A 24,818-nucleotide genomic window follows, 5' to 3' on the forward strand; every position below is an offset into this window, starting at 1 on the left:
TTCCGGCGCTTTTTTATCGATATAAGATCACCCACCCTATCGCGGCGATAATCGGATACGGTCCGAAGGGAAACGGTTGACCGGGCTTGATCCGCAACAGAATCAGCGCCGTGATCAGCGCCAGCAGGGTCGAGGCAACAAAAACATCCAGCAGCGCCAGCGGGCCAAGCCACGCCCCGATCGCCGCCAGCAGTTTCATATCCCCCATCCCCATCCCTTCATGGCCGCGCAATAAACGGAACAGCAAAGAGAGCATCCAGGGCACGCCAAATCCCAGCAGAGCGGCGATTAATGCCTGCGTTGGCTCCACCCGGCTATAGCCGCTGACGGCAAACGCCAGCGACATCACCAGCAGCGGAAGCGTCAGACGGTCGGGCAGGAGCATGGTGCGCAGGTCAATAAACAGCAGCGGCAACAAAAACGTCACCGCCAGCAGGTCGAACAGGCTCTGCGGCGTGACGCCCTGCTGCCAGATAATCACCCCGTACAGCAGCGCCATAAGCCCTTCAACCAGCGGATAGCGCCACGATATCGCCTGACAACAGCTGGCGCAGCGCCCGCGCAGCAGCAGCCAGCCCATCAGAGGAACATTGTGGCGAAATTTAATGGGGTGTTTACAGCGTGGGCAATGGGAAGCAGGCCACGATAAAGAGAGTGCTTCACCGTGGAGAATCAAGGGGAGCCGATAAATGATGACATTGCAAAAACTGCCGATAATGGCGCCCAGAAAAACGCTAAAAACGAGTATTACACTCTCAACCATGGTTCCACACTCTGAGGGACATGCAATCTCCGATAATAGCAGAGACTACTCGTTATATTTAGGCAGCCTGTTTGCACGTAAAGTACAAAAGTCTCCGCGCAAGTTCGCCCATTCAATATTCAGATGCGCTTTTGCATATTGTGCCGCTTCTTTCCACAATAATGCCGCGATATGCCACTCCTTTCCCTGTTCATGTTCTGCCGCTCGTGAAGAAAGTGAAAACCACAGGGTAGCAGGATCGCGTTTGTCGCTTTGCCAGTCCATCGTTAAGCCCTTTAGAAAAAATCCCAGCGTATCAATAGCGACGATAAAATAATTGAGCTTAAAATGATAAATACCTGAATAACGCTGAATGCCTCAGTGGGAGAACAACGCTGATTACCAATATTATCCGCTGGCTGGCCTTTTCGGGTCTCTATATCCTGCTGGCATTGCTGAGCTTTCATACGCGGGATAGCTGGAGCCTCTCCACCACGCTCTGGCTCCCGGCGCCGCTGCTTTTCGCCGCGTTATGGCTGACGGCCCCGCGAGAGTGGCCGCTGTGGCTGGCTACCGCGGGCTTGCTACATGTTTTTGCTGGCGTCTGGATAGGCCGCCCGCTCACGCTGGCGTGCCTGTTCGCCCTCTTCGACGTCGCGATATTTCCGCTGTGCGTCGCCGTCTTTCGTCTGAATGCGCAACTGCCTGCGCTGCGTTTTGCGCGCAGGCCGATTATTGGTGAACTGATCTACCCCCTGCAGTTAATCTTCAGCATTTTTTGCGGCAGCCTGCTGCTTAATCTGGCGCTGTTACTCTCAGGGTATCCGATTGCGCCTCTGCATTTTTTTTCCTGGGTGCTGGCGGCATTAACCGGCATTCTCGCCATTCTGCCGCTGCTGCGTGAGAGCAAAATGCCGTCGCACCCGCGGTTTAACGGGCGGGAAGCTCTGCTCCTTGCCGCGAATACCCTGGTGCTGATGACGGGGTACTTTTTCCTGCCACCGCTCTGGCAGGGGCTAAACCTGCTGCTGGTGCAAACGACGGTGGTTTTACTGAGCGTGTTTGCGCTCTCCGGGCGCGGCGTTGGCGCTCTGCTGCTCATTCAATACCTGATTGTGGTGCTGGCGACCCAGCAGCGGGAAGGGATTTTTTACACGCTAACGCCCGATCTCATCCCCGCAATCTGGCAGGCGCAGTGGTACCTGGTATTTTCGGCGATTTTTGCCAACTGTTTATATCAGTACCGCCGCTGGATCCAACAGCAACAGGCGCTCGCGGCCAGCACCAGTGCCATCATTATTCGCCTGTCGCAGACGGGTTCTTGCGTCGTGTTTCGCCTCTCGATGCCAGAGGAGGAGATCCACTGGCAAGGCAGTACGGAAGCGCTGTTCCCTGATGAGGAAAAGACGCTGAGCACCCTGACGCTACTGGAGGCACACTGCGATACGCCGTTCCTGCCCGGTTTTCGCGCCTGGTACTCACAGCAACGTGAAAGCAGCTTTGCCCGGGAAGTTGTTCTGCAAACGCTGCACGGAAGGCAGATGCGCGGGATGGTGATGTTTCACAGGATCGGCAACACCGCGCATCTGATGGGGGGAGTGAGCCTCTTTCTCACAGCATCCGCTGCAGAATCTCCCGCTGCCCGCTAAAGGTGTATTTCAACACCGCCGCGACATGCCCAAGCAGAATCACACCCAGCAGAATGCAGCTATAGCGATGCACCTGGAAGAAAAACGCATTCACTTCGGCGATGGCAATCGGACGGGAAACCGGCACCAGACCAAACAGGTTGTAGTCTTTTTGCAGCATCAGAAAACCGCTAATCAGCACCACCATAATGGTCAGATAAAACAGCTCATGAATAAATACCACCAGCTGTTTTTTACGTCCGGCTACCGTTGCCGGATAGGGCACCGAAGGGCGGAAGAAACGCCAGACGAAGCGCACCATCATGATAGGCGTGGCGATGGTACCCAGCGACATATTCAGCACGGAGAAGAAGGTAAACCAGCGGGTTCCTTCCAGCGCGTGCAGAATATAGCCCATGCACATCGCGTAGATAATGACGGCTGCGACCACCCAGTGCAGAAGGCGAGAAAACCGATCGTAACGTTTGGCAATAACCAGAGAAGTTTGCATAGTCGTTGTCCTGGAAAACAAACAGCACGGCTCCCTGCGAAGCCATGCTGTTTAAGAAAGAGGTTATTCAGCTACCCACAAGTTGCGGGCCCGATCCGGCGACCAATGGCTGGCACCTGTATGGCCAATCTGACAGCGATAAACGTTGCCCTCATAGAGCACTTTATCCCCTACGGCATAGAGTTTGCCCGGCGTGAATGGGGTAACGTCGCCGCCCTGGCCGCCCTCTTCGCCTCCGCCATCGTCATTATCGGGCACGGTAACGTTGACCGGCTGGCTCGGCGTAGCGAAGTTGTTGGCTGCATCATAGGCGATGACCGTATAGCGATAGCTCATGCCAGGCTGGGTTTGGGTGTCGGTAAAGTTGAGTTCATGGGTATCACCGATCTTTTCCAGACCGCGCCAGATGGCATACCCCGCCACGCCCGTATTATCCTTAGCTGGCAGCCAGCTGAGCGAAACATCCTGCCCCTTCAGCATGGCCTGCACGCCCTGCACCTGTGTTGGCGCCTGAGTATCCGTTTCGTCGCCCCCATCCGGCAGACTGCCGTCAAGGATGCTCTGGTAGCGGTTCAGAAATTCATAGCCGTAATGTTGACCATTTTTAGTGTTGCCATTGTCCCAGTTCACTGACCAGGTCATGAGCCCTTTTAGCGCTTCATTTTTCGCTTCCAGTCGCGAAAGTGCGTTAAAGACACTCTGCGCGTCTCGCACATAGCCGGTTCCTGCCGCATCCGGGTTGGCCGGAAGACCAATCACCAGCTTGTTCGCCGGAATCTTCACATAACCACGCGTCCCGTTTGCCAGGCTGTCGGTGAGATAGTAAAGGAAAAGCTCTTTTTGACGGTCGCTATAGCCCTTCCCCCATTCCTGCGGCAGCCACCATTCACCGACTTCGTCCTTCTCCTCCTGCGTCATCATATTCACGCCGTCGCCCGCCTGGTTGTAATACTGTGGAGCGATAAAGTCATACACGCCCTCAAGATTTTGCAGGTAGGCTTTGTAGTTGACCCCGCGATCGGCCTGGAGATAGGGGAACTCTGGCGCCATGCTGATGATGAAGTGTTTGCCCTGCTGCTGATAATGGTCGCGCACCATTTTCAGCGCTGCCGGGATCACCGTACTGTTGTCAGCCGCGGTAATGGCCGTCTGCTCCAGATCGATATCAAGACCATCAAAACCATAGCGATCGGTCAGGCGAATAATCTCCGCTGCAAGCGCTTCAGTCTGGTCTTTGTTCAGTGCAATGTGCGCGTCAGCGCCGCCCAGTGAAATCAACACTGCGCGCCCCTGCTCGTTCAGCTCTGCAACCTGAGCACGGAACTCCTCATCGCTCGCGTTGTAGGGTTTGAAGGTGGGAATATTCCCGCTCTGCCCATCCATAACTTTCATGAAGGAGACGTTGACGACGTTGTAGCCTCTCGGCACTTCACGCAGCGACATATCAGAAGGTAAGCCTCCCTGATAGCCGCGCGCTTTGTCTATCTCTTCGGGGTTAATTCCCCAGTTGTGCCAATAACCTACGAGAATTTTTTTCTGACTGATATCCGGCATCTGTGAGGCGGCGTCGGTTGCGGCCGCATGGCTAAACGTGCTGACCAGCATTCCGCTTAACGCCAGGCCTGCGGCGATAGCGCTCAGAGATATTTTATTTTTCTTTAACATGGGAGATATCCTGCTCCAGGTTTAATAATGAAATCCTGTCCCGCAAGATAGGATATTCATCTCCCTGAAAACAGGAGAACAGCTCACTGCAGCAGCAGATTTAAAACTCGTCAGCCTGGATATGTCTTATAATAAAATTATCGTGAGATTATTTATACTCACACATTGCTACCCAGTTATCATTAATTTTCATCAGCCAGCTATCTTTATTAATCGGCTTGAATAACAGGTTAATATACTGACCATCTTCACTTATCAGAAAGGTCTTCTCCGGCAGCTGATCGCCAACGGCAATTTTTAATTCTGCCACCCGGCCATTGATGACGTTTCCCTTCTGTGTCACCGATTTTAACTGCAGGGTTCGGTTGAATACCCGGTTACCTGCCTCATCGGTTTTTACACCAAATAGCGTTAGCCTGTGGAGTTTAGGCCACCAGGTGATCACACCATTAAACTGGTAATGCTGCAGGCTTTCATCAATAAATTTGCCATTACGTATGACGCTGCTGCAGGGCTCGGCGGGCACTTTTCTGCTCTCCAGGTAGTTGCTGGTCAGGTAAGCCAGCGCGCCACCCAGCGAAACGCTGATGCAAACCATCAATATGACGAATAGTATTCGTAACCGCATTTTCCCTCCTGAGATAGTTCGCCTTCACATTGCGCAACGAACACTTTTGGACCGTTAGACGCGATGTACACGTTATTGATGCCCGCCGGCAGGGCATGCCGCTTTCTCGCCAGCGCCTGCCGATCGACACTGCGCAGCGAAGAGAGATGAAACATGACGCCATCTACGTAGAGATTTTCCTGAAACGCCTGCGGCGTGTCCGCCGTGCAGACCACCACCAGCGTTGGAAGGATAATCAATAAGCTGCACAGCGCCGCCAGCAGAGTCCCGTATTGACGTGAGGGAGTTTTCATTGACTCCGCCGTGATAGCAGGCAACGACGGGCAATCGACGGGAGTGGGAGAAGACGCGTTATCAGGCTCTTCTGGCGGCGGGCAAGCGACCTCACTGTCCTGCGTTTCGCAGGGTGCCAGTACTACACCATAACGGGGAATGGTTTTAATGATCGAGCCCGGCAGGCCGGCATTTTGCAGCTTGCGGCGGAGCATTTTTATAAGCTGGTGATAGCTGGATTCGCTAACAATCATGCCCTGGTTAAGCCAGATCTCTTCAAATATGGTCTCTTTTTTACATTTGCCGCTGAGGATCAACTCCAGCAAACGACGCTCGTTGGGCGTCAGATGTATATCACCATGATCCACGGTTGCCAGAGATGATTTTTCCGGTACGAACGTTACTGACGCTGAAAGAGAGATTTCTTCGTTATTCACGGGTAGGTCCTGGATAATAAAATTACAGCGTTTACATTGTTATGACGAAAAAGCGCAGGTATTAACAGTTACATGTCTGTTATCTAATTCGGGCACAAATTAACAACATATCCTTATAAATGATAGTACCTTCGCTCTTTGCGCTATTTCCCGTCCTGATTTTTCCACAACCAATTCATGATTTCAGAAAGTTTATTCTGAGTAACGCCTGAGTAATACCTGATATCCAACCTGAACAATAAGGAATTCCTTTCCGTACCTGAGAAATATCGCCCTCCATGCCGCTATTTCGCGATAAATAACAAACCATTCAGCTGCTCCGGAAAAAATCTCTATCATAGAATGTGAAAACGTCGTTACTTTACCTTTCGGTTTTCCATCAGGATCGGCTGATGCCCCCCAGCAACTATACAGCCCACCACTTTTTAGCTACTCTTTTTCACCTCACTCTGCTCTACACTGTAAGAGTGATGCTAAAGCGCCATTCGCTAAGATGTGCGGTGAACACCTGTCTTTTCCTTGCCGGATCGGATGTCATGCTAAAAACAGTTCTGATTGCCGACGACCACCCTGTCTATTTATTAGGCTTGCGCACATTGCTGCAGACGCGCCCGGACCTTTATCGGGTCGTTCACGAAGCGCTCAGTGCTGATGAACTCATGAATAAACTGGCGAGCGAGCCTGTCGATATCATCATCACCGACCTGAGTATGCCCGGCACGCGCAGCCCGGACGGATTAACCATGATCCGCTCGCTGATTCGCCATTATCCGCAGAGCATGATTGTGGTGGTCACCATGATCACCAATCCTGAGCTTCTGGACTCGCTGCGGCGCAGCGGGGTGCATGCCGTTCTCAACAAAGCCAGTTTGTCCAACAATCTGCTGCAGACGCTGCGCAGCACCCTGCGGGGGCAAATCGAACCGGTGAAGCCTCAGGCACAGTTGACCGAACGGGAAACAGAAGTGCTGCGCCTGCTGGTGCGCGGTTTCACCGTAAACGAGATCAGCGCCCAGCTTAACCGGACGAAGCAGACCATCAGTACGCAAAAAAAGAGTGCCATGAGCAAACTCAACGCCAGGAATGATTTCGAGCTGCTCCAGTGCGCGCAAAGTCTGGGGCTGGTTAGCTGAGCATGCGCAGAGGCTGGCTGGCGACATTATTTATCCTCATGCTGATAAGCGGGCACGCGGCGGCTGGCACGCTGCGCGTGGGCCTGCTGAGCGCCGCGCCGCCTTTTCTCGTAATCGATCGGCCGCCGGGCATTCTGGATGATGAACTCAGCATATTGTTTAGCAATACGACGCTGCCGGACGTCCAGCGTTTTAGCGACCCGGCAACAGCGCTGGATGCGTTGAAGCGAAAGCGCATCGATGTGTTAATTGCCGCCCGGCGTCCTGCAGCCGATCTGGTCGCCAGCGAGCCAATGTTCGCTTTCCCGCTGGCGTCCCTGAGCATAAAAGAGGGACACGGCGGTACACTGTGCTTTCCGGAATTACCGTCAGAGGTCGCGACCCGCTGCTCTGCGACGGGTTCAGCCTCTCCGGGAGAAAACGTCAGGCAGCTGGCAGCAGGGAAAGCGCGGGAATTCATCGCCCCGGAGTTTGTTTTACGTAACTGGCTGATCCACTCCCCCGCCACCACGCTGACCCTGACGCCGCTGGACGATACTCCCCCGCTACATTTTCGTGCCTGGGCTCTGCCTGAGCAGGCAAACACGCTGGAAATCTTCAACGAGCGTATTCACACCCTTAACCCGGAAGATGCTGAATGGCTGGAACAAAAGTGGCTTTTGCCGGACGGCAGCGTCTTTGACGCCCGCCATTCCCCCGTGAAGGAAAATGCGCCCAAAATCACGCTGCACGTTTTGCTTCCCGCTATTTCGCCGCCAATGGTCACGCTCACGCCTGACGGGCATATTCAGGGGGTATGGCGCGATCTGCTGCTCAATCTGTTTCCGTCCAACCTGTATAGCCTGACCTTCAACCTTGATGCGCCCCCGCTTCAGTATGCGGAGAACACGTTGCGCATAGTCGCCAGCGCGACGCCACCGTCAAAGAGTGCCATCACGTTTGACTCACTGAGCTGGGCCCTGCTCAGTGAGGACAGCAACCCGCTTTCCGGCTCCTTGTCCGCATTACAGCATAAGCGGATTGCCGTCATACGCATCTCTCCGCTCGTCACGTTATTGCGTCAGGCGTTACCTGCGGATAACCTGGTGCTGGTTAACTCGCTCGATCAGGGTTTTGAATTGCTCAAAGCCGGAGGCGCGGACGGGCTTGCGGGCGATGCGTTTATACTCCATCACCTGCTGCGCCAGCATAACGCCAGCAATCTGTCGCTGACGCCGCTGGCGCTGCCGGAAGTGCCGCTATGGTTTGTACCAAATATTTCTGACCCGGCGGATGCCAAAAGGGTGAATGCGGTCATGGCGTCCGTAACGCAGGCTGATATCTACGCGAGCCTTAACCTGTCGCAGGCCGTACAGACGACACCCACCGCCCCGGTGCAATCGCTATGGCTGGTCATGCTCGCCGTGGTGGCGATTTGCGCAGCATTCGTCGCCCTGCTGACCTTTAGCGCCGCGCAGAGCCAGCGACGCCAGCGCGAGCGGGACACGGCAGAGCTGCACAACGCGCTCTCACTCTGGCAAACTCTGATGAACAATGTCCCGGTGCCGCTGTTTGTCTGCGATCCGTCCGGGCGGCTGACGCGCTATAACGACTCCTTTATTCACTCACCGTTACTCACGGCACTACCCGAAGAGGGCGCCCCCTTTTCCAGCCTGCCTTTGGGCGAGCTTGCCCAACAGTTTACGTTGCCGCATCGCCTCTCGCTGCTCCATGCCGCGTCGCCGTTAACGGGTGAAACCACCCAGAACAATTCCACCCTTTACTGGTGGCTTTGCCGCTATACCGATACGCGGGGGCGGCCTCAGGGCGTGGTCGGAGGCTGGATCGATATCACTGAAAAAGCCGCGCTGACAGCTGCGCTCAATCAGGCGCTGGCGCAGGCGGAGCAGGCCAGCACTGAAAAATCGAACTTCCTCGCCCGCATGAGCCATGACATTCGTACCCCGCTCAACGCCATGCTGGGCCTGCTTGAGATGGAGCGCGACAAAAGCGAGTCCCTCAACATCGCCTGGCAGGCAGCCGGGTCATTGCGCGACGTGATTGGCGGCGTACTGGATTTGTCGCGCATTGAAGCAGGCGAGTTAAGGCTGGAGCCACAGGCCTGGCCCCTGTGGCAGACGCTTAACGCCAGCGCGGAGATTTTTGCCAGCAGCGCCAACGCTAAAGGTCTCCACTGGCGCAGCGAGTTGAACGTGCCGCACGACGGCTGGTTCCTGTTCGATAAAGCACGGCTGAATCAGATCATCGCTAATCTGTTGGGCAACGCCATTAAATATACGCCGCAGGGAGAAATTGTTTTTCACGCCGAGCTCAACGGTGAACATTTGCAGCTGTTGATTCGCGACACTGGCATCGGTATCCCGGCCGATGCCCTTCCACACCTCGGCCAGCCGTGGTTTCAGACTGACAGCAGCACGCCGCAAAGCAGCGGGCTGGGGCTGGCGATCTGTTACCAGTTAGTCGAGCTGATGGGAGGCGTGCTGACGATAGCCAGCGAAGCGGGGAGCGGTACGCAGGTGACGGTGAGCATACCGCTCCATGTCGCCAGCCCGGCGGCAACGGCCGATGAGACACCTGTAATAACCCCACTGCCACCGCATCGCATCATGATCGTTGACGATTTTCCGGCAAACCTGACGGTGTTAGCGCTCCAGCTGCAGGAGCTGGGTCAGGAGGTTATTCCTTGCGCCAGCGCTGGCGAAGCGCTTGCGCACCTGGAAAACGAGCCGGTGGATATCCTGATAACCGACTGCCAGATGGCCCTCATGGACGGCTATCAACTCACATCGTTAATACTCCTGCGCGATATTGCCGGCAGCATCACCGCGCCGGCCGCGATTCTCGGTTACACCGCCAGCGCGCTGCAGAGTGAGGACGATCGGGCAAAACATGCCGGAATGGACGCGTTATTGCGAAAACCGCTCTCCCTCAATGCCCTGCATCAGGCGCTGGCGCAGCAATACAGCCTGCGCAATCAGGGGCCTGACCTCAGCGAACTCCGGCGTCTGGCCAACGGTCAACCGGAGATCATGACCCTGATGCGCCAGCAAATGCGCGAAGCCATTACCCTTGATATTCGACAGCTACGGGAAAACACCCCGTCACCGCAAACGCTAAGCCAGCTCGCGCATCGTCTGAAGGCCTCCTGGAGCCTTTTTGCCATGCACAACGCCACCCGCACCTGTCAGGCAATTGAAGTGTTGCCGGAGATGCTGGCGGCAGGGATCATAACGGCTGAAGCCCTGCCTGCGCTGACATCGCGTTTCTGCGCGCGCATGGAAGCCAATCTGCAGCAACTTGATACCGCACTGAAGGAATTATCTGACAAGTACTAAAGAATGCTCTGCATAGGATCTGTATCTTTCTGGTCATCCGGCGGCGTTATCCCTACCGTCGCCCACATTTTCGAAGGAGAAACCATGAAAGTCCGTATCGCTATTGCCGATGAGCACACCATTATCCGTCGTGGCGTCTTATCCATGATCACCAATATGCCCTCTCTTTTCAGCGACGGCTCACCCCGCCCGGAGTTTTGCATTCAGGGCGATACCGCAACGCCATCTGAGCTGCTTTCACTGCTATCCCAACAGCCTGTCGACATTCTGTTCCTTGGCTTTTCTCTTGCCACCAGCCAAACCGTTAACCCGCTCAACGGAATGGACGGCGTATTGCTGATTAAATGGCTCAGCCGTAAATATCCGCAGCTTAAAATCATTGTGCTTTCACCCTACAAGAACACGCAGCTTATCCGCATGTCGCTGGAGGCAGGCGCCAAAGCCTATATTAGTCGGGACACCTGTGAGAAAACCCTGAGCAGAACGCTGACGTCAGTGATCAATGGGGAAGTTTATATTGAGCGCGAGCTGATGCATTCCCTGTTCCAGACCGGCGCACAAACGGAGCAAGAGCTCTCGCCCCGTGAAATTGATGTGTTGCGTATGCTCTGCAAAGGGATGAGTCTGACAGAGATCGCCAGACAGCTGCATTTGAGTAATAAAACCGTCAGCGCCCATAAGCTGCGCGCGATGGAAAAACTGGGGGTAAACAGCGACTGTCAGCTCTATTGCCTGCTGGCGAAAACGCAAATGTTCGATATTGCTATCTGACATAAAAAAACCGCCTGTAAACAGGCGGTAGAGGCAAACGTACGCCTCAACGGTCGCTCTCAGCAATGACGCTCAGGATCAAAAATGGTATGTCATCGCCAGCCACCAGACGCGCCCCGGTTCAGGGATTTGCTGATTTGCGGCGTATCCGAACTGGCTGGCGCCCGCCAGGTTGAGGTGCTCGCTGTAGTATTTATTGAACAGATTCTCAATACCCACGCGGGACTCAAAATGGTCGTTAAATGTGTAGCCCGCGCTCCACGAAAGCACACCAAACCCCGCGCTCGGGCCGAGATCCTGGCCGGTGACGTTACCTTTGTTTTGCGCCACGCGATGCTGCGGCGCAACCACACGCCAGAGTAATCCGGTGCGCCACTGTTGCCCGGTATAGTCCAGCGCCAGCCGCCCTTCGAGCGGCGGCATCTGCGGCAGCGGCTGTTTATCGCTACGATTCTCGCCCCAGGCGTAGCTCAGGCTTCCCGTCAGTGCCAAGTTGGGCGTCAGGCTCCAGCTTGCGCCCGTCTCCGCGCCCATTACGGCGGCATTGATGTTGCTGGCCTGCGACGGCGTGCGGCTATAATCAAACAAAATGTAATCGGTAGTTCGCCCGACATAGGCCGATGCCCAGGCGCTAACCTTGTCGCCGTGTAACTGCACGCCGCTATCCCATTGCAGGGTCTTTTCTGTTTTCAGCTGACGAAAGCTTTGTTCTCCAGCCTTGCCGGAAAATAGCTCCCAGTAATCAGGAAAACGTTCGGTATAACCGATGCCGCTATAAAGCATGACGGGTGCGTCAGGTACGCGATACTCATAGCGCGTGAATACGCCGGGCAGGAGGTCGTGCCGGGAGCTATTTTGCGCGCTGCGCCGATCGTCCGCGCGAATGCTATCCAGTCTCGCACCCACGATGACCGTATCGTCCGCCGTAATGGACTGGCGCCATTCGCTAAACAGACCCGCCTGGGTAAAACGGGCATCGTCACGCCACGATCCAGCGCTTTTTTTACGGTGACTTTTACGCATTACGTCCGCGCCGGCGGTAAGCGTGGTGGTTTCATCTTCCCACACGCCGGCAAGGCGGCTGCCCATCACCACGCCGCCAACTTCAGACTTACGCTTCGGTCCAACGGGCTGACGCAGGCTGTAGTTATCCATGATGTGGTCAGTATCATTGGCATAGAGCTGCCAGCTAAGTTTGCTGACGTGCTCGCTCAGGTGATATTTCTCCAGTTTTAGCGCCGCGCTTTTACGGGCAAAACGGCTACCATCCATCATCCGACCCGCATAGCGGGCTTTACCGTCGCTGGCTCCCACGCTTAGCTCCGCCAGCGTGTCCTCATCAGGCGTGAGCCCAACCGTGACGCCACTGTTCCATCTGCGCCACAGGCCCGGCACGCGATTGCCATGACCATCCCGGTAGTCATCCGCCTCCGAATGATTACCGTCCAGGCGGACGTAGCCACGCGGGTCGCCAAACGCGAGATTAAGGTTTTGATCCGCGCGTCCGTTAGCGCCCCGCAGCAGCTCAGCGCTGCCTTTTAGCTCAGGTACGCTGAAATAGTCCGGCTGGCGTTCAAAAAGCAATGTTCCGGCGGACCCCATTGGCCCCCAGAGCACGCTTTGTGGGCCTTTGATGACGGTTATCGTGTCGTAACTTTGCGGAGTGATATAGGCCGTTGGGGTATCCATGCGCGAGCCGCAGCCCCCCTGTGTGCTGACGCCGTCTGCAAGCAACGTCAGCCGGGAACCGAACATCCCGCGCAACACCGGATCGCCGTTACTCCCGCCGCTGCGCAGCACGGAAAAACCCGGGATGTTTTTTAGCGCGCCCGCACCGTCGCTGGCAGGCAATTGTTGTGCTGGAGTATGAGCCGGAGCGATAAATGACGCGGGATCGCGATAATACCCCTCAACGGTCATCGACTCTTCAGCGTATGCCGGCAAAGCGGTGGCACAGCAGAGAACCAACAAGAGTGGACGGGAGGCGAGCAGGGAACGAATACCGCTCGCGGTGATACCAGACATAGCACAATTCCGTTTCGGTAAAGAAAATAAGCAAGGCGCTTATTGTCTTCATCCCCAGCAGCGGAATACACGACCTGCGGGCAAGAAGGCCCTCAGGGAAATCAGGAAATATCTGGCGGATAACGGAAATCTCAGGGACGCAGTTCAGCGCGCTTCGCCCAGGCGTGCCGTTTGCTGTCGTAAAAAATCCATCAACCGCAAACAGGCCGGCGAAAGCGGCTGCCCGACGTTTTTGACGATGCCCACATCCATATAGGTAATGCAGTCGTCAATGGTGCGCCGGATCACTCGCTGACCGCCGAGCGCCCACGGGCGATAGACCAGATCGGATAAAATCGTCACCCCCTTTCCCTGCGCGACCAGACTTCGAATCGCCTCAAAGGAGTTGGTGCGAAAATGAATGTCAGGATGGCAGCCCCTGCTTTGCCAGTAGTCGGATATCACATCGGGATAATCGTCCGTCACCAGCAACAGAAATGGCACCTTTTCCACATCCTTTAACCGAAGCTCCGGCACGCTGAGAAGAGGATGGCCGATGGCGGTCCATAACCGGCGCGGCGAACGGATCCACGTTTCGACCTCAAGCGTACTATCGTGGCTGATATTGGAGGTCAGCAAAAGACAAAAATCGAGATCTCCCTGACGCAAGGCCTGAAGCAGCTGCGATGCGGGCGCCTCATTAAATGCCGTCTCCAGCAGCGGAAAACGCTGCGCGATATCGCCCCAGAGATTGGGCAGCAGATAAGCGGAAAGGGTTTCGGCAATGCCGATGCGCACGACGCCGTTAATCGCCTCAGGCTGCTGATGGAGATCCTCCACCGCCGCGCGGCTATCGTGGAGGATCTTGCGGGCATGATTGAGAAATCGCTCGCCGACGGGAGTTAACTGGATCCCTTTTGCATGACGGATAAAGAGAGGGGCATTCACCGCCTCCTCCAGGTTGCGCATAGAGACCGTCATGGAAGATTGCGATATATGACAACGGCTGGCCGCTTTGGAAATTTGTAATGTTTCCGCTAACGCAATGTAGAACTCAAGTTGCCTGAGAGTAAACTTCATAGTTTCAGCCAATACCGTGAGATGAAAATATTATATTAGCATTTAATTCTGCACCGGCAGTACTCTAAAGGCAGACAAAATGTTTATTATCAGGAGCCTCTATGCCCTATTTTTTACTCAGTCTCGCGGCCTGTTTTTGGGGGGGTAATTATGTCGTCGGTCATTTACTGGTGGCGCATGCAGACCCGATTATATTATCCGCCGCACGCTGGATAATTACGGCTCTTCTTTTATCGATGCTTTATATCAGACAGATTCGCGTCCAGTGGCCGATGATGAAAAAGGCGAAAGGTACGATCATATTTCTTGCGCTGTGCGGACAGGTTATGTTCCCACTCACGCTGTATATCGGTCTGCAATATACTTCATCTCTTAATGCAGCTATTTATTTATCTACAACGCCTGCCCTGGTTTTATTGATAAATAAGCTGGTCTTTAAAGAGCAAATATCAGTACAGAATATTGCTGGCGTTGTTCTCAGTTCATTGGGCGTCGTCTGGCTGGTCATGCAGGGCGATCTGCTGCATCTGGATACGCTTAAAAATCTGAATCGCGGCGATATCTGGACCATGGGCTCTGCCGCCAGCTGGGCCGTTTATTGTGCTTTCTTGCGGATGAAGCCGAAAAGCGTCGGTGGGAATGTCTTTGTGGCCGTGAGCGCGGTCCTCGGTGCCCTGGTGTTGTTACCGGTACTGGCGATATCGTTGATAAAGACCGGCTTACCTGAGTGGACGGCCTATACCGCACCGGGCTTTTTAAGCGGGCTGATGTACCTGGTAGTCTTTCCTTCCTGGCTCTCTTACCTGCTGTGGAATAAAGGCATTGCGGCTATCGGTGCAACCCGCGGGGAGATTTATTCCCACCTTATTCCGCTGAGCGGCGGTCTGTTCAGCGTGATGTTCCTGCACGTTACGTTGCACTCGTATCATCTGGTCAGCACGGTACTGATTCTGTTTGGCATTGCCCTCTGCTCTCGCGCCTCGCAAAGGAAAGTCGCGAAGATCGAACGCGCAGACGAAAAAGTACAGATATGAAAAAGGCCCACGTTATAAATAACGTGGGCCTGAATAGTGGCGGAACGGACGGGACTCGAACCCGCGACCCCCTGCGTGACAGGCAGGTATTCTAACCGACTGAACTACCGCTCCACTGTTCCCGCTTGGGGAACGAGGCGCATATTACGGTGTGCCTCCGATCTCGTCAACGCTTTTTCTCACGTTTTGAATCGTTTGCTGCAAAATTCACCCAACCGATGATTTTACAGGCATTGTGGCGTTTTTTCAGGCGCGCCACATACAGCTTCCGCCCTTCTTCTGCACCAGGTCGAGACGGGATTCATGGTTAAGAAGCTCTTCATCACTGGCTAAAACAACCCGCAAGCGGCTTGCCTGACGGACAACGCGCTGAATGCCCGCTTCGCCCTGCGTCTGCTGCGACTCATTTTCCATGCTGAACTTCATCGACGTCTGTCCGCCGGTCATTGCCAGATAGACGTCGGCCAGGATCTGGGCATCGAGCAATGCCCCGTGCAGCGTTCGCTTGGTGTTGTCTATTTCGTAACGTGAACAGAGCGCATCGAGGCTGTTACGCTTGCCGGGAAACATTTTCCTCGCCAGCGCCAGGCTATCGGTCACTTTGCAAAAGGTGTTTGTTTTCGGAATATCGCGATGGAGCTTACTAAACTCATAGTCCATAAAGCCGATATCGAACGAGGCGTTATGGATGATGAGTTCGGCGCCTTTGATGTATTCCAGAAACTCGTCTGCCACCTCACCAAAGGTCGGTTTATCCAGCAAGAACTCATCGGCAATACCGTGAACGCCGAACGCCTCTGGATCCACCAGCCGATCGGGTTTGAGATACACATGGAAGTTGTTCCCCGTGAGACGACGGTTCACCACTTCAACGGCACCGATCTCAATGATCTTATGCCCTTCGTAGTGCGCGCCGATCTGATTCATACCGGTGGTTTCGGTATCGAGGACAATCTGGCGAGTAATTGCAGTGCTCATAGCGGTCATTTATGTCAGACTTATCGTTTAACTGAACGTTTCAAATACAGGAAGTCTACCAGAGATGCGTAAACAGGTAGAAATTTTCACCGATGGATCTTGTCTCGGCAACCCAGGGCCCGGCGGCTACGGCGCGATTATGCGCTATCGCCAGCATGAAAAAACTTTTAGCGAAGGCTATTTCCTGACCACCAACAACCGTATGGAGTTGATGGCGGCCATTGTGGCGCTGGAAGCCTTACAAGAACACTGCGACGTGGTGCTCAGTACCGACAGCCAGTACGTGCGCCAGGGTATCACCCAGTGGATCCACAACTGGAAAAAACGCGGCTGGAAAACTGCGGATAAAAAGCCGGTTAAAAATGTCGATCTCTGGAAGCGGCTGGATGCGGCATTAGGTCAGCACCAAATAAAATGGGAATGGGTAAAAGGGCATGCTGGTCACCCTGAGAACGAACGCTGCGACGAACTGGCGCGCGCGGCGGCTTTAAACCCGGCCCATGAGGATGCAGGCTACCAGCCTGAATCCTGATCAGGGCTTTCTGTACTGCCGCGTTGCGCCAACGGTCTGCCGGATAGGCGTTTTCGATTTGCTCTGCTTCATCGGGTTAAGCGTAAGGGGGATGGTTCGCTTACGCGCGACGATAAACTGCATGCAGCCTAAGGCGGGCAAATGCGTGCTTAACAACACCCCCCCCTTCCGCGCCCACGGCAGTACCTGAAAACCGCCGTAGCAGAGCACTTCAAAGTTCAGCAGTGAAAGCCAGTCGAGCTGGCGCATCATGGTGAACATTCGGCTGTTATAGGGTGGCGTTCGGCGCAGCACGGGCATCAGCTTGCGCAGCCCCATCAGGCTCAGCGGATTGAATCCGCTGAGGATCAGCCAGCCGTCATCAATCAGAACGCGATCGGCTTCACGCAGCATACGGTGAGGATCGCTGCACCAGGGCAACGCGTGTGCAAGAAGGCATGCATCAACGGATTTCTCTGCAAATGGCAGATGCAACGGGTCTGCCTTCACCTGAACCGGCGATCCGCCGAGAGAGACGTTAACCTGATGTGAGATAGCGCAGCTTTCGGTATTGATTTCCGCGCTGAGATTGCCAATCTTAAGCAGGTGAAAGCCATACATTTTCGCGAGCCAGGGCTTCAGCTGCTGCTCCAGTGCTTCGCGATAGTATTCACCCCAGGGCAATTCCGCCCAACGTTCCGGTGCTGCGACAGTCTGAGGTATCCTTGCCGGTTTCATCAAAACACCCGCCACGCTATAAGAGGTAATGTATGAATCTTATCAGTATTCCCGCTTTTGAGGACAATTACATCTGGGTTTTGGTCGATGACGATCGTCGATGCGTCATTGTCGATCCCGGCGAATCCGCCCCTGTACTGCGCGCCATAAATGATAACGGCTGGCAGCCTGACGCCATTCTGTTGACGCATCATCATAACGATCATACTGGCGGCGTGCAGGAACTGCGCGCCCAATTTCCGCATCTTGTGGTGTACGGACCGGCTGAGACACAAAATAAGGGAACGACGCAAGTAGTCGAAGAAGGCGAAAATATCCTCATCCGCGAGTGGGAGTTTTCCGTATTTGCTACACCGGGTCACACTTTGGGACATCTGTGTTTCTACAGCAAACCTTATCTTTTTTGTGGCGACACCTTGTTCTCTGGCGGCTGCGGAAGACTGTTTGAAGGCACGCCGGAACAGATGTATCAGTCTTTACAAAAGATTAGTGCGTTACCGGATGACAGCCTTATTTGTTGCGCCCATGAGTATACATTAGGAAATATGAAGTTTGCTGCAAGCCTCTTACCTGAGGATCGGGCGATTCAGGATTATTATCACAAAGTGAAGGAGTTACGTGCAAAAAACCAAAATACACTGCCCGTAATTCTGAAAAATGAGCGCCAGATTAATTTATTTTTACGAACAGATGATATTGATTTAATTAATAAAATTAACCAAGAAACAAATTTGCAACAACCTGAACAGCGATTTGCATGGTTAAGGTCAAAGAAAGATAACTTCAGATAAATGCGGGTTGCCTTTTCAAAATTTCGCCGTTATCATCGCTCGTCTTTTAAGCAACTATTGACACACACATGAAGGCAAAAGCGATATTACTCGCCTCTGTCCTGCTTGTAGGTTGCCAGTCGCAGAACGGCAGCAACGTACAACAGCACGCACAGAGCCTTTCTGCAGCTGGTCAAGGGGAAGCAGGGAAGTTTACAAGTTCGGCGCGCTGGATGGACGATGGGACATCTTTCGCGCAGGAGCAAGACTTGTGGACCTCTATTGGCGACGAGCTAAAGATGGGAATTCCGGAAAACAGCCGGATTCGCGAACAGAAACAGAAGTATTTAAGAAATAAGAGCTATCTCCACGATGTAACGTTACGGGCAGAGCCGTATATGTACTGGATAGCCGGGCAAGTTAAAAAACGTAACATGCCTATGGAGCTGGTACTCCTACCCATAGTGGAGAGCGCTTTTGACCCACACGCGACGTCTGGCGCCAATGCCGCAGGCATTTGGCAGATCATTCCGAGCACCGGGCGAAACTATGGTCTGAAACAGACCCGCAACTATGATGCGCGTCGCGATGTTGTCGCTTCAACGACAGCCGCTCTCGACATGATGCAACGTCTGAACAAGATGTTTGACGGCGACTGGCTGTTAACGGTCGCAGCGTATAACAGTGGCGAAGGTCGTGTACTGAAGGCAATGAAAGCGAATAAAGCACGGGGTAAATCCACCGATTTTTGGTCGCTCTCACTGCCACAGGAAACGAAGATTTACGTACCGAAGATGCTGGCCTTGAGCGATATTCTCAAGAACAGCAAGCGTTACGGTGTACAACTGCCAACACCAGACGAAAGTCGTGCACTGGCGCGCGTGCGCCTCAGCAATCCGGTTGATATTCAACAAGTTGCTGATATGACGGGTATGTCGGTAAGTAAATTGAAAACCTTTAATGCAGGCGTCAAAGGCTCGACGCTGGGGGCAAGCGGCCCGCAGTATGTGATGGTTCCGCAGAAACATGCGGCGCAGTTACGTGAGTCTTTAGCATCGGGTGAAATTGCCGCCGTTCAGTCAACGCTGATCGCCGATGCTTCATCCGTTAGCAGCCGCAGCTATAAGGTGCGTTCAGGGGATACCCTTTCAGGCATTGCCTCACGTCTTGGCGTGACGGCGAAAGATCTGCAGCAGTGGAATAATCTGCGCAGCTCTGGGCTGAAGGTGGGTCAGACACTGACGGTGGGTGCAGGTAACAGCGCACAGCGTCTCGCCAGCAACAGCGATAGCATCACCTATCGCGTGCGCAAAGGCGATTCACTGTCCAGTATCGCAAAACGACACGGCGTGAACATCAAAGATGTGATGCGCTGGAATAATGATACTGACAATCTGAAACCGGGCGACCAGCTGACGCTGTTTGTGAAGAACAGCGCCACGCCAGACTCCTGATAACACGATCGAAAGATAAAAAGGCACCGATTCCCCTCGGTGCCTTTTTTGTTTATCCCGCTTTTTGCGCTTCAGCCATGATGGTATCGCTCGTAAATGAGCCATCCGCCTGCAGTTCAAAGTACGCCTTCACCTCTGCGGACGCACTCTCCTGGTAAAGCCTAATTGCCTGGCTTAACGCCTCCGGGGTACGCATACGGGCTATCCAGGAGCTGAACTCCAGCGGTAAACGGTCTGTTATTAACGAGCGCGCAATCAGCCCGGCTTCAGTGATAAACGATAACCACTCCCCGCTGGCGTAGTTTTGCACGTGCGAGGTGTCGCGCAGCGCTTCGACCGTCTGCAGCCAGATATTACGCACCGGATGTCCGGGAGACATCACGTCCATAATGATGAAGGTGCCACCCGGCTTCAGAACACGTCTGACTTCGCGCAATGCCTGGCCGACGTCATGCCAGTGGTGTGCGGAATACCGGCTGATCGCGACATCAAACGACGCGTCATCAAACGGTAAAGACTCCGCATAGCCCTGCCGCGTATCAATATTGTTCAGCCCTTTCGCTTTCGCCGCCTCAGCAACGACGTCCAGCATCTGGCTCGATAAATCATATGCGGTAACGTGGGCTACCTGCTGCGCAGCCGTAAAGCTGGCGTGCCCTGCCCCACATCCCAGGTCCAGCACGTGCGCCTGCGGGAATGCCGCCAGACGTTCACCGAGACGCACCAGATCGCGACCTGAAGCATGCACGGCGCTGCTCAGATAAGCACTTGCCTGAGAACCAAACTGTTTTTCTACGTTGTCATGATGGGAGTGTGTTGTTGTCATCGTACTGTCCTTTGTTGGTTAAAAATAAAAGGGCAGCACCCGCGCGGCCTGCCCCACGGCAGACCTGACACACCATTATTTATCAGGTTTGCCGGGACTGAATTCAACGAGTAGAGGGTTGTGATCCGAAGCGCGCGTCACCAGTACAGAGGCGTCGTGCACGCTCAAACCGCGATAGAAGACAAAGTCGAGAGGACGACCAAAAGCTTTTTTACGCTGGTCATCACTGAAGCGAACTTCACGCAGCGACATTTCGCGCGCAAAGCGATACAGCGCATTCATGCGCGGACGGCTCCAGGCATTAAAATCGCCGGCCATGATGATGGGCCCGCTGTGATGCGCAATCTGATCGCCAATAGGAAGTAACTGCTTACTATACACATCCACGCCGAGGCTAAAGTTTACCGCGTGGATATTGACGACCATCAGCATACGGGTATCCGGCAGAGGATAGACCGTCACCAGCGCTGATTTCGCCAGACGCAGGATAGGTTCGCGCTCGCGGAGCGGGCAACAGTAGACCGGATGGGCAGCAGAAAGCGTCATTACGCCAGAGGGATGCTGCGGCAGAACAAATGCCGGCACCTGGTCGGCGGCAAGGTAATTCGTGGTGGCAAACCGTACCAGTTCAGGGGTAGTTTGCGCCTCCTGGAGCAGAACCAGGTGGGCATCTTTTCCAAAATTTTTGAGTACCGATAACCACTCCGCGCGCTGCTGCTTGAAGATATTCCAGACCAGAACCCGGATTTTATCATCGCTGCTTAACGGTGTGCCGGCGGGTAATGCCTGGCTTATGCTCGCAAACGACCCCGGAGGTAAGATCCTCTCCGCGGGCATTCCGGCAACATAACGCATGGCATAGGTATTTTTTCGCACTTTTGGAAACAGCCCCTGTAACATGAACCAGCCCTGAAAACGGACTGGTTCTAATGTTATAGGGACTTTAGGTCACACTTTCAACGCAATTTCTGAGAAACCGCTTTCCAGTTTTGTAAGCAAGCACTTACTGATGTTATCCCAGCGCTACGCGGGCTGGCTTATCGAGGCGTCCACTCAGGCCAATCAGCAGGAAGGCGACCAGGACAATCACCGCGCCAATCCATGGGGTCTGGGTTAATCCGAAGTGTTCGACGGTTTGTCCGCCAATAATGGAGCCCAGCGCGATACCAATATTAAAAGCGGCAATATTCAGACCGGATGCCACATCCACCGCATTCGGCGTATAGAGCTCGGCTTTCTGGACAACGTAAACCTGAAGCCCTGGCACATTACCGAAGGCGAAGATCCCCATGACCAGCACCGTGACCAGCGCGGCATACTGTATCGAAGCAGTGAACTGGAAAATCATCAACAGAATAACCAGCGCAGCGAAGATGAATTTCAGCGCCGGAACCGCACCGTGCTTATCCGCAAGCTTGCCGCCCCAGATATTGCCAATCGCAACGGAAATACCGTATCCCAGCAAAATCCAGCTCACGGCGTTGGGTGAGAAACCCGCCAGGTCCTGCATCATCGGTGCAAGGAAGGTGAAGGCGGTGAATACGCCACCGTAGCCCAGCGCCGTAACCGCGTAGATGATCAGCAAACGCGGGTGTGTGAGCACCTTCAGCTGATCGCTGAGGCTGGCGCTGGCCCGGCCAGGAATAGTCGATGGCACCAGCAGCAGGCTGGTCACCAGGGCAATGACGCCCAGCAAGGAGACGGCCAGGAACGTTTCACGCCAGCCGAAGTGTTGTCCGATAAACGTCCCCAACGGTACGCCCGTGACGAGTGCAACGGTCAGCCCACCGAACATGATCGCAATGGCGGACGCCGCTTTCTCTTTAGGCACCAGGCTGGTTGCAATGGTGGAACCAATCGAGAAGAACACCCCGTGGGCGAGGCCGGTCAGCAGACGAGCGATGACCAGCGTGGTGTAGTCCGGCGCCTTCCAGGCCAGCACGTTGCCAGCGGTGAAAAGCACCATTAATGCAACTAACAGCTGCTTACGCGGAAAACGTCCGGTCAGGGCCGTCAGCACGGGGGCACCGACGGCAACGCCCAGGGCATAGATAGACACCAGCAGCCCGGCTGAGGGCAATGAGATCGCAAGCTGGTTAGCAATGGTGGGAACCAGTCCCACGATAACGAATTCGGTCGTGCCAATTGCAAAGGCACTGATCGTCAGGGCAAGTAGCGCCAGTGGCATAAAATACTCCGTATCATCAGGATTAAGATGACAGGCAGTATGCGCCAGTGCTTAAATAACAAAAATGGTCAAAATATCAATAGAATTTTGCAGGTGGTGCAACAATGAAAGCAACGTCTGAAGAGCTGACAATCTTTGTCGCCGTCGTCGAAAGCGGCAGCTTTAGCCGCGCAGCCGAGCAGCTGGGACAGGCTAACTCGGCCATTAGCCGTTCGGTGAAAAAGCTGGAGATGAAGCTTGGGGTGAGTCTGCTCAACCGAACGACGCGGCAGCTCAGTCTGACGGAAGAAGGGGAACGTTATTTCCGCCGCGTGCAGTCGGTGCTGCAGGAGATGGCCGCAGCGGAGACGGAGATTATGGAAACCCGCAGCACGCCGCGCGGGTTGCTGCGCATTGATGCTGCCACGCCGGTTGTGCTTCATTTTCTGATGCCGTTAATCAAACCTTTCCGTGAACGCTATCCGGAGATGACGCTCTCTCTGGTCTCGTCCGAGACGTTTATTAACCTCATCGAGCGGAAAGTGGATGTGGCTATTCGGGCGGGAACCCTGACGGATTCCAGCCTGCGGGCCCGCCCGCTGTTTGCCAGCTACCGTAAAATTATCGCGTCGCCACAGTATATTGCTGAACATGGTAAACCGGAGACGGTTGAAGAACTGAAGCGGCATCTGTGCCTGGGCTTTACGGAGCCGGTGTCGCTGAACACCTGGCCTGTTGCCTGTCATGATGGCCAGCTTCATGAAATAACCTGCGGATTATCGTCTAACAGCGGAGAAACGCTGAAGCAGCTTTGCCTGGAAGGGAATGGGATCGCCTGCTTGTCAGACTATATGATTGATAAAGAGATAGCGCGGGGTGAACTGGTAGAGCTAATGGCCGATAAACGTTTGCCGGTCGAGATGCCTTTCAGCGCGGTGTATTACAGCGACAGAGCGGTAAGCACGCGCATACGCGCCTTTATCGACTTCCTGAGCGAGCATATAAAAACAGCTCCCGGAGGAGCTGTGTGAGGGTTCGGGTTACAGAGGGAGGGTCTTATTAATCCCAGTCAGGGGCTAAACCTTCCGGGCTCACCAGGCGGTCGTTGCACTCCAGTGCTGCGATCGCTTTTTTATCATCGTCATCCAGATGAAGATCCAGCGCTAGCAGGTTGCTGGCCAGGTTTTCGCGCTTGGTTGATGATGGGATCACGGCATAGCCTTCACCCATTGCCCATGCCAGAATAACCTGCGCAGCAGTGGCGTTATGCTTCTCAGCGATACGGATAATTACCTCGTCTTTCAGAGCCTTACCGTAGGCCAGCGTCATGTAAGAGGTGATGTGGATCCCGTACTGTTTTGCCCAGTCTACGACTTTGCGGTTTTGCAGGTATGGAGACAGCTCAATCTGGTTGGTCGCAATATTCTCAGCGCCAACAGCGGCAATCGCCTTTTCCATCAGCGGGATGGTGAAGTTGGAAATACCAATTTCGCGGGTCAGGCCCTGCTTTTTCGCTTCCAACAGCGCCTGCATGAACTCTTCCACAGAAACGGCATCGTTCGGTGACGGCCAGTGGATCAGCGTCAGATCGACATAGTCGGTACGCAGTTTCTTCAGGCTCTCTTTCAGGCTTGGAATGAGCTTGTCTTTGCTGAGGTTTTCGATCCAGATTTTGGTGGTGATGAACAGTTCATTACGCGGTACACCGCTCTCTTCAAGAGCCTGTCCAACGGCAGCTTCGTTTTCATAGATCTGTGCCGTATCAATTGCGCGATAGCCAAGTTCAAGAGCGGTTTTAACTGATGCGATAACTACGTCGTCTTTCAGGCGGAAAGTGCCAAGACCGAATGCAGGGAGAGTCATAATATTCCTCAATCGTTATGTTCGTTAACTGAGGACGATTATCGCTGGCGGTGTTATAGAGAAAAAGATCGTAAAACGCAGAGGATTTTTGCTAATTTCGCAATAATTAATCGTCAGATATGAAAAAAGCCCTGAGCGTTAACTCAGGGCTTTTAATAAGTGGCGGAACGGACGGGACTCGAACCCGCGACCCCCTGCGTGACAGGCAGGTATTCTAACCGACTGAACTACCGCTCCACCGAAGACTGCTTGTAACCACCGGATTAATGC

General features: G+C 54.2%; 23 protein-coding genes and 2 tRNA genes. 9 read left to right on the forward strand and 16 right to left on the reverse strand.

What is annotated here, in order from left to right; all coding sequences use genetic code 11:
• Positions 1-13: 13 nt before the first annotated feature.
• A complete protein-coding gene (locus ACTJI7_RS07795; protein WP_440670003.1) occupies positions 14-763 on the reverse strand; it encodes a prepilin peptidase in 750 nt (249 codons plus the stop codon).
• Positions 764-808: 45 nt separating this feature from the next.
• Positions 809-1,027, reverse strand: a complete 219-nt coding sequence (locus ACTJI7_RS07800) for an ANR family transcriptional regulator (RefSeq protein ID WP_120247323.1) — start codon at positions 1,025-1,027, stop codon at positions 809-811.
• Between the two features lie 167 nt (positions 1,028-1,194).
• On the opposite strand from ACTJI7_RS07800, the gene ACTJI7_RS07805 reads away from it, so the two are divergent.
• Positions 1,195-2,391 carry a hypothetical protein gene (locus tag ACTJI7_RS07805; protein ID WP_440670006.1) on the forward strand — a complete coding sequence of 399 codons (1,197 nt, stop codon included), beginning with the start codon at positions 1,195-1,197 and terminating at the stop codon, positions 2,389-2,391.
• Here ACTJI7_RS07805 and ACTJI7_RS07810 read toward each other — a convergent pair.
• The 4 genes from ACTJI7_RS07810 to ACTJI7_RS07825 form a co-directional block, all read right to left on the reverse strand.
• Complete coding sequence (locus ACTJI7_RS07810) at positions 2,354-2,881, reverse strand: cytochrome b (protein ID WP_324662935.1); 528 nt, start codon at positions 2,879-2,881, stop codon at positions 2,354-2,356. The two genes, ACTJI7_RS07805 and ACTJI7_RS07810, sit on opposite strands and share 38 nt — an antisense overlap.
• 63 nt (positions 2,882-2,944) lie before the next feature.
• Entirely contained in the window at positions 2,945-4,546 is a 1,602-nt protein-coding gene (locus ACTJI7_RS07815) for a glycosyl hydrolase family 18 protein (protein ID WP_440670008.1), read from the reverse strand.
• Between the two features lie 148 nt (positions 4,547-4,694).
• The gene (locus tag ACTJI7_RS07820; RefSeq protein WP_126296587.1) at positions 4,695-5,174 is read right to left on the reverse strand and encodes a hypothetical protein; all 480 of its coding nucleotides are present in this window, start codon (positions 5,172-5,174) and stop codon (positions 4,695-4,697) included.
• Positions 5,144-5,884, reverse strand: coding sequence for a winged helix-turn-helix domain-containing protein (locus ACTJI7_RS07825; RefSeq protein ID WP_041911167.1), 741 nt, complete (start codon positions 5,882-5,884; stop codon positions 5,144-5,146). Before ACTJI7_RS07825 ends, ACTJI7_RS07820 begins: the two co-directional genes overlap by 31 nt.
• 536 nt (positions 5,885-6,420) lie before the next feature.
• Between ACTJI7_RS07825 and ACTJI7_RS07830 the strand changes: the two genes are divergently transcribed.
• The 3 genes from ACTJI7_RS07830 to ACTJI7_RS07840 all read left to right on the forward strand — a co-directional run bounded on the left by ACTJI7_RS07830 (position 6,421) and on the right by ACTJI7_RS07840 (position 11,123).
• Positions 6,421-7,017 carry a response regulator transcription factor gene (locus ACTJI7_RS07830; protein ID WP_028015617.1) on the forward strand — a complete coding sequence of 199 codons (597 nt, stop codon included), beginning with the start codon at positions 6,421-6,423 and terminating at the stop codon, positions 7,015-7,017.
• A gap of 2 nt (positions 7,018-7,019) precedes the next feature.
• The gene (locus tag ACTJI7_RS07835) at positions 7,020-10,352 is read left to right on the forward strand and encodes an ATP-binding protein (RefSeq protein WP_192979338.1); all 3,333 of its coding nucleotides are present in this window, start codon (positions 7,020-7,022) and stop codon (positions 10,350-10,352) included.
• Positions 10,353-10,436: 84 nt separating this feature from the next.
• On the forward strand, positions 10,437-11,123 hold the full coding sequence (locus ACTJI7_RS07840; protein ID WP_041911170.1) for a LuxR C-terminal-related transcriptional regulator: 687 nt from the start codon (positions 10,437-10,439) through the stop codon (positions 11,121-11,123).
• A gap of 78 nt (positions 11,124-11,201) precedes the next feature.
• Here the strand turns inward: ACTJI7_RS07840 and ACTJI7_RS07845 are convergent, their stop codons facing one another.
• Complete coding sequence (locus tag ACTJI7_RS07845; RefSeq protein WP_192979339.1) at positions 11,202-13,148, reverse strand: TonB-dependent copper receptor; 1,947 nt, start codon at positions 13,146-13,148, stop codon at positions 11,202-11,204.
• Between the two features lie 144 nt (positions 13,149-13,292).
• The gene (locus tag ACTJI7_RS07850) at positions 13,293-14,207 is read right to left on the reverse strand and encodes a LysR family transcriptional regulator (protein ID WP_192979340.1); all 915 of its coding nucleotides are present in this window, start codon (positions 14,205-14,207) and stop codon (positions 13,293-13,295) included.
• A 101-nt stretch (positions 14,208-14,308) separates the two neighbouring features.
• Between ACTJI7_RS07850 and ACTJI7_RS07855 the strand changes: the two genes are divergently transcribed.
• A complete protein-coding gene (locus tag ACTJI7_RS07855) occupies positions 14,309-15,241 on the forward strand; it encodes a DMT family transporter (protein ID WP_063155415.1) in 933 nt (310 codons plus the stop codon).
• A 37-nt stretch (positions 15,242-15,278) separates the two neighbouring features.
• Here ACTJI7_RS07855 and ACTJI7_RS07860 read toward each other — a convergent pair.
• Positions 15,279-15,355, reverse strand: a tRNA-Asp gene (locus tag ACTJI7_RS07860).
• Between the two features lie 132 nt (positions 15,356-15,487).
• The gene (dnaQ, locus tag ACTJI7_RS07865) at positions 15,488-16,219 is read right to left on the reverse strand and encodes a DNA polymerase III subunit epsilon (RefSeq protein ID WP_028015611.1); all 732 of its coding nucleotides are present in this window, start codon (positions 16,217-16,219) and stop codon (positions 15,488-15,490) included.
• A gap of 64 nt (positions 16,220-16,283) precedes the next feature.
• Between dnaQ and rnhA the strand changes: the two genes are divergently transcribed.
• Positions 16,284-16,751, forward strand: a complete 468-nt coding sequence (gene rnhA, locus ACTJI7_RS07870; RefSeq protein WP_440670013.1) for a ribonuclease HI — start codon at positions 16,284-16,286, stop codon at positions 16,749-16,751.
• Here rnhA and ACTJI7_RS07875 read toward each other — a convergent pair whose 3' ends face one another.
• Entirely contained in the window at positions 16,752-17,468 is a 717-nt protein-coding gene (locus ACTJI7_RS07875; protein ID WP_440670015.1) for a class I SAM-dependent methyltransferase, read from the reverse strand.
• 32 nt (positions 17,469-17,500) lie between these two features.
• Between ACTJI7_RS07875 and gloB the strand changes: the two genes are divergently transcribed.
• Both gloB and mltD read left to right on the forward strand, forming a co-directional pair.
• Positions 17,501-18,259, forward strand: coding sequence for a hydroxyacylglutathione hydrolase (gene gloB, locus ACTJI7_RS07880; RefSeq protein ID WP_440670017.1), 759 nt, complete (start codon positions 17,501-17,503; stop codon positions 18,257-18,259).
• A gap of 68 nt (positions 18,260-18,327) precedes the next feature.
• Positions 18,328-19,692: a murein transglycosylase D gene (mltD, locus tag ACTJI7_RS07885; protein ID WP_041911175.1), complete on the forward strand. Its 1,365-nt coding sequence runs from the start codon at positions 18,328-18,330 to the stop codon at positions 19,690-19,692.
• A 52-nt stretch (positions 19,693-19,744) separates the two neighbouring features.
• Here the strand turns inward: mltD and ACTJI7_RS07890 are convergent, their stop codons facing one another.
• From ACTJI7_RS07890 to ACTJI7_RS07900, 3 genes are all read right to left on the reverse strand, one after another.
• Positions 19,745-20,518 (reverse strand): class I SAM-dependent methyltransferase, encoded by a 774-nt coding sequence (locus ACTJI7_RS07890; RefSeq protein ID WP_028015606.1) that lies wholly within the window; start codon positions 20,516-20,518, stop codon positions 19,745-19,747.
• Between the two features lie 75 nt (positions 20,519-20,593).
• Positions 20,594-21,394, reverse strand: coding sequence for an endonuclease/exonuclease/phosphatase family protein (locus ACTJI7_RS07895; protein WP_028015605.1), 801 nt, complete (start codon positions 21,392-21,394; stop codon positions 20,594-20,596).
• Between the two features lie 136 nt (positions 21,395-21,530).
• Positions 21,531-22,706, reverse strand: coding sequence for an MFS transporter (locus tag ACTJI7_RS07900; protein ID WP_047366760.1), 1,176 nt, complete (start codon positions 22,704-22,706; stop codon positions 21,531-21,533).
• 104 nt (positions 22,707-22,810) lie between these two features.
• On the opposite strand from ACTJI7_RS07900, the gene yafC reads away from it, so the two are divergent.
• Complete coding sequence (gene yafC, locus ACTJI7_RS07905) at positions 22,811-23,716, forward strand: DNA-binding transcriptional regulator YafC (RefSeq protein WP_041911177.1); 906 nt, start codon at positions 22,811-22,813, stop codon at positions 23,714-23,716.
• 28 nt (positions 23,717-23,744) lie between these two features.
• On the opposite strand, the gene dkgB is transcribed toward yafC, so the two are convergent.
• Positions 23,745-24,548: a 2,5-didehydrogluconate reductase DkgB gene (dkgB, locus tag ACTJI7_RS07910; RefSeq protein WP_136431051.1), complete on the reverse strand. Its 804-nt coding sequence runs from the start codon at positions 24,546-24,548 to the stop codon at positions 23,745-23,747.
• Positions 24,549-24,708: 160 nt separating this feature from the next.
• Positions 24,709-24,785, reverse strand: a tRNA-Asp gene (locus ACTJI7_RS07915).
• Between the last annotated feature and the right edge of the window lie 33 nt (positions 24,786-24,818).

Origin of the sequence: Enterobacter sp. 22499 (assembly GCF_052044815.1) — a bacterium.
Classification (GTDB): Bacteria; Pseudomonadota; Gammaproteobacteria; order Enterobacterales; family Enterobacteriaceae; genus Enterobacter; species Enterobacter bugandensis.